Genomic DNA, 11,928 nt, shown 5'->3' with positions numbered 1-11,928 from the left:
CGGGACCGGCGGGTCCGCATGATCCGTGGCGCGCCGCCAGGATGTGCGCGTCGACAGGCCGGGGTGCCCGGCCCGGAGGTCCGCGGGGGGACGCATGACGGACGTGGTGCACGGCGTGGTCGCGGTGCTCTCGTTCCTGCTGGAGGTGGCCGTGCTGGGCGCCGCGGGCCTGTGGGGTCTGTCGCTGCGCGGCAGCCGGCGGCGGCGGGTGTCGGCCGCGGTGGGCGCGGTCGCCGCGGCGGTGGCCGTGTGGGCACTGTTCGGCGCGGAAGAGGGCGCGGTGGTGCCGCTGCACGGCGTTGCCCGGGCGCGGCGCTGGAGGTGCTGTGGTTCGGCGCCGGCGCGGTGGCGCTCCACGCGGCCCGGCGGCGCCGGGCGGCAGGCGTCTCTGTGGTGCTGTACCTGTACCTGCACCTGGTGACGGTGGCGCTGCGCCGGCTCTCCTGAGTCAGCCCCAGCGGCCGGTGCGGCCCAGCAGCAGGGCCCCTGCGGCGACCCCCGCGGTGGAGGTGCGCAGCACGGAGGAACCCAGCCGGTACGGGCGGGCCCCGGCGTCCGCGAAGACGGCCAGCTCCTCCGGGGAGACACCGCCCTCCGGGCCGACCACCAGGACGATCTCCCCGTCGGCGGGCAGCGGGGCGGCGGCCAGCGGTTCGGCGCCCTCCTCGTGCAGCACGGCGGGCAGCGCCGCGCCGGCGAGCAGCGCAGCGACCTGACGGGTCGTCATAAGGTCGTGCACCACCGGGAAGCGCAGCCGGCGCGACTGCTTCCCGGCCTCACGGGCGGTGGCCCGCCACTTGGCCAGCGCCTTGGCGCCGCGCTCGCCCTTCCACTGGGTGATGCAGCGCGACGCGGCCCAGGGGACCACCGCGTCCACACCGACCTCGGTCATGGTCTCCACCGCGAGCTCGCCCCGGTCGCCCTTGGGCAGCGCCTGCACCACGGTGATCCGCGGCCGGGCCTCGGGCTCCCGGCGCACCTCGGTGATCTCCGCGTCCAGGGCGTCCTTGCCGTGCAGATGCGCGACGGTTCCGTACGCGCCGGTGCCGCGGCCGTCGGTGAGCACCACGGGCTCACCGACCGCCAGGCGTTTCACGGCGACGGCGTGCCGCCCCTCGGGGCCGTCCAGGTGCACCAGGGCGCCCGGGGAGGCGTCCTGGAGGCGGTCGTCGTCCAGGACGAACACGGGGGCGGTCATCGCACAGGGTCCTTACCGGCCGTTGAAGGCGTCCTTGAGCCGGGAGAACAGCCCCTGCTGGCCGGGCGCGAAGGTGCCGGAGGGCCGCTCCTCGCCGCGCAGCTTGGCGAGCCGGCGGACCAGCTCCTCCTGCTCCGGGTCGAGCTTGACCGGGGTCTGCACCTCGACATGGACGATCAGGTCGCCGCGGCCGCCGCCGCGCAGATGGGTGATGCCGCGGCCGTGCATGGGGATGGACTGTCCGGACTGGGTGCCGGGCCGGATGTCGACCTCCTCCAGGCCGTCCAGCGTGTCCAGCGGAACCTTGGTGCCCAGCGCCGCCGCCGTCATCGGAATGGTGACGGTGCAGTGCAGGTCGTCGCCGCGCCGCTGGAAGACCCGGTGGGCGGTCTCACCGATCTCGACGTAGAGGTCGCCGGCCGGGCCGCCGCCGGGGCCGACCTCGCCCTCGCCGGCGAGCTGGATGCGGGTGCCGTTGTCCACACCCGCGGGGATCTTCACGGTGAGGGTGCGGCGGGCACGCACCCGGCCGTCGCCCGCGCACTCGGGGCAGGGGGTGGGGACCACGGTGCCGAAGCCCTGGCACTGCGGGCAGGGCCGGGAGGTCATGACCTGGCCCAGGAAGGACCGGGTGACCTGGGAGACCTCGCCGCGGCCGCGGCACATGTCACAGGTCTGCGCGGAGGTGCCCGGGGCCGCGCCCTCGCCGCTGCAGGTGGTGCAGGTGACGGCGGTGTCGACCTGGATCTCCTTGGTCGTCCCGAACGCCGCCTCCTCCAGCGTGATCTCGATGCGGATCATGGCGTCCTGGCCGCGCCGGGTGCGGGACCGGGGTCCGCGGGTCCCCGCCGAGGCGCCGAAGAAGGCGTCCATGATGTCCGAGAAGCCGAAGCCCGCGCCGGTGCCGAAGCCGCCTGCGCCGCCACCGCCGCCGTTGGGCGACAGCGGGTCGCCACCGAGGTCGTAGACCTGGCGCTTGGCCGGGTCGGAGAGCACCTCGTAGGCGGCGTTGATCTCCTTGAAACGCTCCTGCGTCTTGGGATCGGGGTTGACGTCGGGGTGCAGCTCACGAGCGAGGCGACGGAACGCCTTCTTGATCTCGTCCTGCCCCGCGTCCCGTCGGACGCCCAGTACCGCGTAGTAGTCCGTGGCCACCAATGACTCCGCTTGCTCCGCCTCTAGACCTTACGACTCAGCCAGGATCTGACCGACGTACCGTGCCACCGCGCGTACCGCCCCCATCGTCCCCGGGTAGTCCATCCGTGTCGGGCCGATGACGCCCAACTTCGCAACGGACTCGTCGCCCGAACCGTAGCCCACCGAGACGACGGACGTGGAATTCAGTCCCTCGTAGTCGATCTCGTGACCGATCCGGACCGTCATCCCCCGGTCCGCCGTCTCCCCCAGCAGCCTCAGCAGCACCACCTGCTCCTCCAACGCCTCCAGCACCGGCCGGATGGTCAGCGGGAAGTCGTGTCCGAAGCGGGTGAGATTGGCCGTGCCACCGAGCATGATGCGCTCCTCGGTGCGCTCCACCAGGCTCTCGAAGAGGGTGGAGAGGACCGCGGCGACGATCGGCCGGTCATCCGTTCGAAGGCCTCGGGGAGGTCCTGCAGCAGGGCCGGCACCTCCGGGAAGCGCCGCCCACCGGCCCGGGCGTTCAGCCGGGCCCGCAGATCGGCCAGCACCGTCTCACCGACCGGGACCGGGGAGTCCACGATGCGCTGCTCGACCCGGCCGGTGTTGGTGATCAGCACCAGCATGACCTTGGTGGGCGCCAGCGCCAGCAGTTCCACATGCCGCACGCTGGAGCGCGAGAGCGAAGGGTACTGCACCACGGCGACCTGCCGGGTGAGCTGCGCCAGCAGCCGCACCGTACGGGCGACCACGTCGTCCAGGTCGACCGCGCTGTCCAGGAACTGCCGGATCGCCCGGCGCTCGGGCGCGGAGAGCGGCTTGACCTCCGCCAGCCGGTCCACGAAGAGCCGGTAGCCCTTGTCGGTGGGGACCCGGCCCGCGCTGGTGTGCGGCTGGTGGATGTAGCCGTCCTCCTCCAGCGCCGACATGTCGTTGCGCACCGTGGCCGGGGAGACCCCGAGATTGTGCCGCTCCACCAGCGCCTTGGAGCCCACCGGCTCCTCGGTGCCGACGTAGTCCTGCACGATGGCGCGCAGCACCGCGAGCTTGCGTTCGTCAAGCATGGCACGCACCTCCGGCGTTACGCGTTCAACCAGTACGGGTTCTGCCCGGCCCCTTCGGGTCTGGCACTCTGCGCGGGCGAGTGCCAGGACCGTACCTGCCAGTGTAAGGCCCGGCTCCGACACCCGGAACGGGCCGTCGGGGGAAGCAATGAGGATCACCCCGAGGATCACCTCGTGGAGTGCTGCCACCCGGGGCACCGCGGTGGCAGCATCGAAGCAGTGGGACGGACCCGCAGCCGCCCCGGCCGCCTCGGGCGGCACATGTTGAGGAGGAGCCATGGCTGTGTCCGGGCAGCGGACCCGCTTCGCACCCGACCGTGGACTGACCCGCCGGATGGTCACCACGATGTTCCTCATCGGGCTGGTCTACGTCGGCTTCACCGGCCTGCTGATCGCCCTGCTCGGCCGGGCCTGGCCACTGGTGGTGGTGGTCTCCGCCGGGCTGTTCGTCGCGCAGTTCTGGTTCAGCGACACCATCGCCGAGCGGGCGATGGGTGCCCGTGAGGCCTCGCCCGAGCAGTACCCGCAGCTGCACGGCGCCATCGACCGGCTGTGCGCCCTGGCCGACATGCCCAAGCCGCGGGTCGCGGTCGCCGTCAACGACATGCCCAACGCCTTCGCCACCGGCCGCAAACCGGAGAAGGCCGTGGTCTGTGTCACCACCGGACTGCTGCGCCGCCTGGAGCCGGAGGAGCTGGAGGGCGTGCTCGCCCATGAGCTCTCCCATGTCGCCCACCGGGACGTCGCCGTGATGACCATCGCCGGCTTCCTCGCCGTACTGGCCGGCGCCATCACCCGGATCGGCCTGTGGGGCGGCTTCCGCGGCGGCGGCCGGGACCAGAACGCGGCGATCGCCGCCCTGGTGATCCCCCTGGTGAGCATGGTCGTCTGGGCCATCGGCTTCCTGCTGACCCGGCTGCTCTCCCGCTACCGCGAGCTGGCCGCGGACCGCGCGGCCGCGCTGCTCACCGGACGGCCCTCGGAGCTGGCCTCGGCGCTCACCAAGGTCACCGGCCAGATCGCCCGTATCCCCAGTGAGGACCTGCGGCGGGCCCAGCCGTACAACGCCTTCTACTTCGCGCCCGCGCTCAGCGCCAAGGAGGGCGCCTCCCAGCTGCTCTCCACCCACCCCACGCTGGAGAAGCGCCTGGAGCAGCTCGGCCGGATCTCCACCGAGCTGGGCCGCTGACGTGGGCTTCCTTGACGCGCTGCTCGGCCGGCGCCGGGCCGCCCGCCCCGATCTGGACCAGCTCTTCGGCCTGCCGTCGGCCGCGGTCACCCTGCAGGCCGCGGCCGGCTTCCTGCCGACCGGCACCGGCTCGGTCTGCTTCGCCGCCGTGGAGGGCGGCGCCTTCGCCCAGGTGCAGCAGCAGGTCCGGGAGCTGCTGGACGCCGACACCGCCCGGGGCGGCGCACCGGTCGAGGCCAGCCGCGACTCCTACGGCTACTCCTGGCTGCTGGCCCGCCACTCCCCCGACGACCTGCCGTCGCTGGTCAACGATCTGCACGCGGTCAACAGCGAGCTGGAGGCCAATGGCTTCGGCCCCCAACTGCTCTGCTCCCTGGTGGGTTTCCGGGACGCCGAGGGCCGCGCCCTGGCGCTGGTCTACCTGTTCAAGCGCGGCACCTTCTATCCCTTCGCCCCGGTCACCGGAGGCGGGGAGAAGCGGGACAGCGCGCTGGAGCTCCAGGTGAAGGCCATGATCGGCGACGATCTGCGGATCGAGCCCGACCTCTCCCGCTGGTTCCCGGTGTGGGGCGCACCCGGGTTGTGACAGCGTCCCTACACTCCATGGGATGCGCAGCAGGAGTTACGGACCCGACCTGACCCCGCCGTGGAAGCGGCAGCGGCCCGCGCCGGAGGTGGCGGCGGAGCCCGGCCTGGTGGTGGAGGAGGCCGCGACCGGCTTCTGCGGGGCCGTGGTGCGGTGCGAGAAGACCGCCGAGGGGTTCACCGTCACGCTGGAGGACCGCTTCGGCAAGCAGCGGGTCTTTCCGATGGCGCCGCGCGGCTTCCTGCTGGAGGGCCGGGTGATCACCCTGGTCCGCCCGGCGGCGCCCGCGGCGTCCCGCACACCCGGCCGCACCGCTTCGGGCTCGATCGCCGTGCCGGGTGCCAGGGCCCGGGTGGCCAGGGGGTCCCGGATCTATGTGGAGGGCCGCCACGACGCCGAGCTGGTGGAGCGGGTCTGGGGCGACGACCTGCGCATCGAGGGCGTGGTGGTGGAGTACCTGGAGGGCGTGGACGACCTGCCCGCGATCGTGGCGGACTTCGCCCCCGGGCCGGGGCGGCGGCTGGGTGTGCTGGTCGACCACCTGGTGCCGGGGTCCAAGGAGCAGCGCATCGCCGAGCAGGTGACCGGCACCGAGGTCCTGGTGGTGGGCCACCCGTACATCGACGTCTGGCAGGCCGTGAAGCCCTCCAGTGTGGGGATCCCCGGGTGGCCCGAGGTGCCGAGGGGTGAGTCCTGGAAGGAGGGGGTCTGCCGCCGGCTGGGCTGGCCGGTGGACGCTCCGGCGGCCTGGCGCCGCATCCTGGCCTCGGTGGACTCCTACCGCGACCTGGACCCGGCCCTGCTGGGCCGGGTCGAGGAGCTGATCGACTTCGTCACGGAGCCGCGCTGATCGTCTGGAACTCGCCGGTGTCGAGGGTGAGGTCCAGTTCCGGGATCGGAACGGGCTCGCCGAACTTGCTGGTGCGCTCGGTCCGATAGCCACCCGGACCGGACTCGCCCCGGGGGAGTGGCTCCGTGAGCAGCACGCAACGAGCCTCGATCGGGTCGACGATCAGATAGACGGGCACTCCTCCCGCACCGTAGATCTCCCGCTTGTCCCGGTAGTCGCGGCCGCTGCTCGTCCGCGAGACGACCTCCACCACCGCTGTGACCGCCTCCGAAGGAATGAGCCGTCCCGGACCCTCGACGGCTCCGCGCTCGAAGACGACCAGATCCGGCTGCGGCTCGCTGGCCTCTGCGGGAATCGCGATGTCCTGGGTCTGCACCCGGTGCCATCGGGTCCGGGGAATCTGGTCCTGGACCGATTCGATGATCCAGTTGTGCACCAGATCAGGGCCCGCCATCATCACGATCTCCCCCCTGATGAGCTCGGCCTTGACCCCCTCGGGGACGTCGAGCTGCGCAAAGACCCTTGTAAGCCGGTCGTCCACCACAGTCACCGCCAGGTCCTCCGTTCCGTGCGGCGCGGCCGGGAGCGGCCCTCGCCACCAGTAACGACACTCAGTCAACCAGGTCACGGACCAGCGCGTCGGCCAGCAGCCGGCCCCGCAGGGTGAGGGCCGCGCGGCCTTCGGCGTAGGGCTCGGGGCGGAGCAGCCCGTCGGCGAGGGCCTGCTCGGCGGCGCGGCGGCCGGCGGGGGCGAGCAGGTCGAGGGGGCAGCCGTCGACCAGGCGGAGCTCCAGCAGGATCCGCTCGACCCGGCGGTCCTCGGCGGTGAGCACCTCCCGGCCCTGGCCCGGCGAGCGGCCCTCGGCGAGGGCCTGGGCGTAGGCGGCGGGGTGCTTGGCGTTCCACCAGCGGACGCCGCCGATGTGGCTGTGGGCACCGGGGCCGGCGCCCCACCAGTCGGCGCCGGTCCAGTAGAGCTCGTTGTGGTGGCAGCGGCCGGCCTCGGAGGAGGCCCAGTTGGACACCTCGTACCAGGAGAACCCGGCCGCGGTGAGCGCCTCCTCGGCGATCAGATAGCGGTCGGCGTGGACGTCGTCGTCGGTCATCGGGATCTCGCCGCGGCGGATGCGGGCGGCCAGCCTGGTGCCCTCCTCCACGATGAGGGAGTAGGCGGAGATGTGGTCGGGCCCCGCGGAGAGGGCCGCGTCCAGGGAGGCCCGCCAGTCGTCGTCGGTCTCACCCGGAGTGCCGTAGATCAGGTCCAGGTTGACGTGCTCGAACCCCGCGGCGCGCGCCTCGGCGACGCAGGCCTCCGGGCGGCCCGGGGTGTGGTGGCGGTCGAGCAGCCGCAGGACATGGGGGCGGGCGCTCTGCATGCCGAAGGAGATCCGGTTGAACCCGCCCTCCCGCAGCTCCGCCAGATACCCGGGGTCGACCGACTCGGGGTTGGCCTCGGTGGTGACCTCGGCGCCGTCCGCCAGGCCGAACTCCTCGCGGATGGCCGCCAGCATCGCCACCAGGTCGGCGGCGGGCAGCAGGGTCGGGGTGCCGCCGCCGACGAAGACGGTGGACACCGGGGCGTCGGCGGCGCCCAGCACCTTGCGTGCCAGCCGCACCTCGGAGACCAGGTTCCGGGCGTAGCTCTCCTGGGAGGCGACCGCACCGGAGGAGTGCAGCTCGGTGGCGGTGTAGGTGTTGAAGTCGCAGTAGCCGCAGCGGGTGGCGCAGTACGGCACATGGGCGTAGAAGCCGAGGGGGCGCTCCCCCACGCCGGCCAGGGCGGACTGGGGCAGGGAGCCGTCGGACGGCACGGGCTCGCCGTCGGGGAGGGTGGAGGGCATGACCCCATTGTCCGGCATCGGCCGCGGTACCCCGCCGGGGCGGGGTACCGCGGCCGGCGGGTCAGGCCTCCCGGGCCCCCTCGTACATCGACTCGATGAGGTCGGCGTACTCGCGCTCCACCACGGGCCGCTTGACCTTCAGGCTCGGGGTGAGTTCGCCGTGCTCGATGTCCAGGTCGCGCGGCAGCACCGCGAAACGCTTGATCGTCTGCCAGCGCTGGAGGTCGCCGTTGAGCCGCTTGACGTACCCGTCGATCAGCTGCTCGACCTGGGGGGAGCTGCAGACCTCCGCATAGTCCTTGCCGACCAGGTCGTGGGTCTGCGCCCAGGGCATCACGGCGGTCTCGTCGAGGGTGATCAGTGCGCTGCAGTAGTTGCGGCCGTTGCCGATCAGCAGGATGTTGCTGACGAACGGGCAGATGGCCTTGAAGCGGCCCTCGACCTCGGTGGGCGCCACGTACTTGCCGCCGGACGTCTTGAACATGTCCTTCTTGCGGTCGGTGATCCGGACGAAGCCGTCCTTGTCCAGCTCGCCGATGTCACCGGTGTGGAACCAGCCGTCGCTCTCCAGCACCTCGGCGGTCTTCTCCGGCAGGTTGTGGTACCCGCGCATCACACCGGGGCCGCGCAGCAGGATCTCGCCGTCGTCCGCGATCCGCACCTCGGTGCCGGGCAGCGGGGTGCCCACGGTGCCGATGCGGTAGCCCTCTCCGGGGTTGACGGTGGAGCCTGCGCTGGTCTCGGTGAGGCCGTAGCCCTCCAGGATGTGGACGCCGGCGCCGGCGAAGAAGAAGCCGATGTCCGGTGCCAGGGCGGCGCTGCCGGAGATGCAGGCACGCATCCGGCCGCCGAAGGCGGCTCTGATCTTGGCGTAGACCAGCTTGTCGGCGATGGCGTGCTGGACGGTGAGGCCCAGCGGCACCTTGCGGGTCCCGGTGGTCACCAGGGAGTGCTGGGTGGTCTTGGCGTACTCGCGTGCCACACCGGCGGCCCACTGGAAGATCCGGTACTTGGCGCCGCCCTCGGCGCGGGCCTTGGCGGCGATGCCGTTGTAGACCTTCTCGAAGATCCGCGGGGCTGCGGCCATGTAGGTGGGCTTGACCTCGGGCAGGTTGTGGATGATGCGATCCACCCGGCCGTCCACCGCGATCACCACGCCCAGCTGGATGGCGCCCGAGGTGAGGGTCTTGCCGAAGACATGGGAGAGCGGCAGCCACAGGAACTGCACGTCGTCCTCGTTGAGCAGCCCGGAGGCCACCTGGGCCGCGGCCTGGTAGGCCCAGCAGTCGTGGACCAGCCGCACGCCCTTGGGGCGGCCGGTGGTGCCCGAGGTGTAGATGAGGGTGGCCAGCTGCTCCCGGTCGATGGCCTGGACGGCCTTGGCGACCGCGTCCGGGTGCTCCCTGAGGTGCAGTTCGCCGCGGCGCTCCAGATCGGCCAGGGTGAGCACCTCCACACCCTCGGCCTCGGGCAGCTCGGCGGGGGCGTCGATGACGACGACATGTCCCAGCTCGGGCAGGTGGTCCTTCTGGCCGAGCACCTTGGCCAGCTGGGCGGCGTTCTCGACGAAGGCGGTCCGGCTGCCGGAGTCGGCGAGGATGTAGGCGGTCTCGTCGGCGTTGGTGGAGGGGTAGACCGCGGTGGTGGCGGCTCCGGCGCACATCACCCCGAGGTCGGCGAGGATCCACTCGATGCGCGTCGAGCAGGAGAGCGCCACCCGCTCCTCGGGCAGTACACCGATCGACATCAGTCCGGCCGCGACGGCCTGCACCCGTTCCGAGGCCTGCCGCCAGGTCATCGACCGCCACTGCTCGGCGCCGGGGGTGCTGTCCGCCGCATGCTCGTCCAGCGGCACGGGGTAGCGGTAGGCCTCACGCTCCGGAGTCGCCTCGACCCGGGAGAGGAAGAGGTGCGCCACGGAGGCCGGACGGTTCTCGATCAATGACTGCGCGGAATTCACGGCGACCTCCGGGGGCCCGAGTGCCGATCAACGACGTTGTTAACTGGCGGGTAACTCGCAAGCACGGTCAGCGTAGGGGGAAACACGCCGTGACGTAAGGGGGCACCGGAGATTGCAAACCCGCCGGTGGGGGTGTGCGTGCCGTCACTGCGAGTGCCTCCGCCCGGTCCCGCTCCCCGGCCGGCACGGGCCGCGGGACCTAGTCCCCATATCCGATACGCAGACGGGCCGGAATAACCGATGATGTACTCGCCCCGACCGCCCCCCGTCCGCACTCCGTCCGAGAGAACCCGCGTGCTGATCAAACTCCTACGGGCCCATCTGAGGCCCTACGCCAGGCCGATCGTGCTCCTCGTGCTGCTGCAGCTCGTCCAGACGATCGCCACGCTCTATCTGCCGACGCTCAACGCCGACATCATCGACCAGGGAGTGGTCAAGGGCGACACCGGCTACATCCTCCGCACCGGCGGCCTGATGCTCGCCATCACCCTGGCGCAGGTCGTCTGCGCGGTGGGCGCGGTGTTCTTCGGCGCCCGCACCGCGATGGCGCTCGGCCGAGACGTACGGGCCGCGGTCTTCGACCGGGTGCAGTCCTTCTCCGCCCGCGAGGTGGGGCGCTTCGGTGCGCCGTCGCTGATCACCCGCACCACCAATGACGTCCAGCAGGTGCAGATGCTGGTGCTGATGACCTTCACCCTGATGGTCTCGGCACCGATCATGTGCTTCGGCGGCATCATCATGGCGCTCAACCAGGATGTGCCGCTCTCCACCCTGCTGGTGGTGATCGTGCCGCTGCTGGGCATCCTGGTGAGCCTGATCGTCCGTCGGATGAGGCCGCTCTTCCGCTCCATGCAGACCCGGATCGACACGGTCAACCGGGTGCTGCGGGAGCAGATCACCGGTCTCCGGGTGATCAGGGCCTTTGTCCGCGACCGCTACGAGCAGGAGCGCTTCGGCGGCGCCAACGGCGAGCTGATGGACGTCTCGCTGCGGACCGGCCGGCTGATGGCGCTGATGTTCCCCACCGTGATGCTGGTGGTCAACACCTCCAGCGTCGCCGTGCTCTGGTTCGGCGGCCACCGGATCGACAGCGGCGGCATGCAGATCGGTGCGCTGACCGCCTTCCTCAGCTATCTGATGCAGATCCTGATGTCGGTGATGATGGCCACCTTCATGTTCATGATGGTGCCGCGTGCCGAGGTGTGCGCGGAGCGCATCACCGAGGTGCTGGACACCGACTCCAGCGTGGTCCCGCCCGCCACCCCGATCCACAAGGTGCTCCGCCACGGCCATCTGGAGCTGCGCGGCGCCGACTTCCGCTTCCCCGGCGCCGAGGCCGCGGTGCTGCGCGGAGTGGACCTGGTGGCGCTCCCCGGTGAGACGACCGCCGTGATCGGCTCCACCGGCAGCGGCAAGTCGACGCTGCTGGGCCTGATCCCCCGGCTGTTCGACGCCACCGGCGGCGAGGTGCTGGTCGACGGTGTCGACGTCAGGAAGCTGGACCCGGCCCTGCTCGCCCGCACCGTGGGGATGGTGCCGCAGAAGCCGTACCTCTTCTCCGGCACCGTGGCCAGCAACCTCCGCTACGGCAACCCGGACGCCACCGACGAGGACCTCTGGAACGCCCTGGAGGTCGCCCAGGCACGGGACTTCGTGGAGCAGCTGGCCGAGGGCCTGGAAGCGCCGGTCGCCCAGGGCGGCAGCAACCTCTCCGGTGGCCAGCGGCAGCGGCTGGCCATCGCCAGGACGCTGGTGCGCCGCCCGGAGATCTACCTCTTCGACGACTCCTTCTCGGCTCTGGACTACGCCACCGATGCCGCACTGCGCGCCGCTCTGGCGCGGGAGACGGCCGAGGCCACCGTGGTGATCGTGGCCCAGCGGGTCAGCACCATCCGGGGCGCCGACCGGATCGTCGTCCTGGACGAGGGCCGGGTGGTCGGCACCGGAACCCACGCCGAGCTGATGGACGGCAACGACACCTACCGGGAGATCGTGCTCTCCCAGCTGACCGAGGAGGAGGCCGCAGCGTGAGCGACGCATCCAGGGCCGCGGCCCGTCAGCCGAGTGACCGCGCGCGCCTCGGCCGCACGGGCGGGGAAGCGA

The 11,928-nt window shown here is 71.8% G+C and carries 10 protein-coding genes and 1 pseudogene; 5 read left to right on the top strand and 6 right to left on the bottom strand.

Annotation, left to right across the window (positions count from 1 at the left end; all coding sequences use genetic code 11):
* The first annotated feature begins 94 nt into the window (after positions 1 to 94).
* A complete protein-coding gene (locus AB0761_RS25630) occupies positions 95 to 421 on the top strand; it encodes a DUF2568 domain-containing protein (protein WP_377271501.1) in 327 nt (108 codons plus the stop codon).
* A gap of 27 nt (positions 422 to 448) precedes the next feature.
* Here AB0761_RS25630 and AB0761_RS25625 read toward each other — a convergent pair whose 3' ends face one another.
* The 3 genes and pseudogenes from AB0761_RS25625 to hrcA form a co-directional block, all read right to left on the bottom strand.
* A complete protein-coding gene (locus AB0761_RS25625) occupies positions 449 to 1,198 on the bottom strand; it encodes a 16S rRNA (uracil(1498)-N(3))-methyltransferase (protein ID WP_377271500.1) in 750 nt (249 codons plus the stop codon).
* A 12-nt stretch (positions 1,199 to 1,210) separates the two neighbouring features.
* Positions 1,211 to 2,353, bottom strand: a complete 1,143-nt coding sequence (dnaJ, locus tag AB0761_RS25620; protein WP_377271499.1) for a molecular chaperone DnaJ — start codon at positions 2,351 to 2,353, stop codon at positions 1,211 to 1,213.
* 30 nt (positions 2,354 to 2,383) lie between these two features.
* Positions 2,384 to 3,399, bottom strand: a pseudogene (gene hrcA, locus AB0761_RS25615) (heat-inducible transcriptional repressor HrcA).
* Positions 3,400 to 3,676: 277 nt separating this feature from the next.
* Between hrcA and htpX the strand changes: the two are divergent.
* From htpX to AB0761_RS25600, 3 genes are read left to right on the top strand one after another with little or no spacing between them, the layout of a single operon-like run.
* Positions 3,677 to 4,588, top strand: a complete 912-nt coding sequence (htpX, locus tag AB0761_RS25610) for a zinc metalloprotease HtpX (RefSeq protein ID WP_377271498.1) — start codon at positions 3,677 to 3,679, stop codon at positions 4,586 to 4,588.
* Between the two features lies 1 nt (position 4,589).
* Positions 4,590 to 5,174 carry a hypothetical protein gene (locus AB0761_RS25605; RefSeq protein WP_377271497.1) on the top strand — a complete coding sequence of 195 codons (585 nt, stop codon included), beginning with the start codon at positions 4,590 to 4,592 and terminating at the stop codon, positions 5,172 to 5,174.
* Positions 5,175 to 5,196: 22 nt separating this feature from the next.
* Positions 5,197 to 6,024, top strand: a complete 828-nt coding sequence (locus AB0761_RS25600) for a DUF3097 domain-containing protein (RefSeq protein ID WP_377271496.1) — start codon at positions 5,197 to 5,199, stop codon at positions 6,022 to 6,024.
* On the opposite strand, the gene AB0761_RS25595 is transcribed toward AB0761_RS25600, so the two are convergent.
* From AB0761_RS25595 to AB0761_RS25585, 3 genes are all read right to left on the bottom strand, one after another.
* Positions 6,008 to 6,574, bottom strand: coding sequence for a Uma2 family endonuclease (locus tag AB0761_RS25595; protein WP_377271495.1), 567 nt, complete (start codon positions 6,572 to 6,574; stop codon positions 6,008 to 6,010). The genes AB0761_RS25600 and AB0761_RS25595 overlap by 17 nt on opposite strands.
* A 61-nt stretch (positions 6,575 to 6,635) precedes the next feature.
* Complete coding sequence (gene hemW, locus AB0761_RS25590; protein ID WP_377271494.1) at positions 6,636 to 7,865, bottom strand: radical SAM family heme chaperone HemW; 1,230 nt, start codon at positions 7,863 to 7,865, stop codon at positions 6,636 to 6,638.
* A 61-nt stretch (positions 7,866 to 7,926) separates the two neighbouring features.
* Positions 7,927 to 9,825: an AMP-dependent synthetase/ligase gene (locus tag AB0761_RS25585; RefSeq protein ID WP_377271493.1), complete on the bottom strand. Its 1,899-nt coding sequence runs from the start codon at positions 9,823 to 9,825 to the stop codon at positions 7,927 to 7,929.
* Positions 9,826 to 10,119: 294 nt separating this feature from the next.
* On the opposite strand from AB0761_RS25585, the gene AB0761_RS25580 reads away from it, so the two are divergent.
* Positions 10,120 to 11,856, top strand: a complete 1,737-nt coding sequence (locus AB0761_RS25580; RefSeq protein ID WP_377271492.1) for an ABC transporter ATP-binding protein — start codon at positions 10,120 to 10,122, stop codon at positions 11,854 to 11,856.
* The last annotated feature ends 72 nt before the right edge of the window (positions 11,857 to 11,928 follow it).

The organism is Peterkaempfera podocarpi (assembly GCF_042466665.1).
Taxonomy (GTDB): Bacteria; Actinomycetota; Actinomycetes; order Streptomycetales; family Streptomycetaceae; genus Peterkaempfera; species Peterkaempfera podocarpi.
This window is presented reverse-complemented; position numbering and strand designations above follow the sequence as displayed.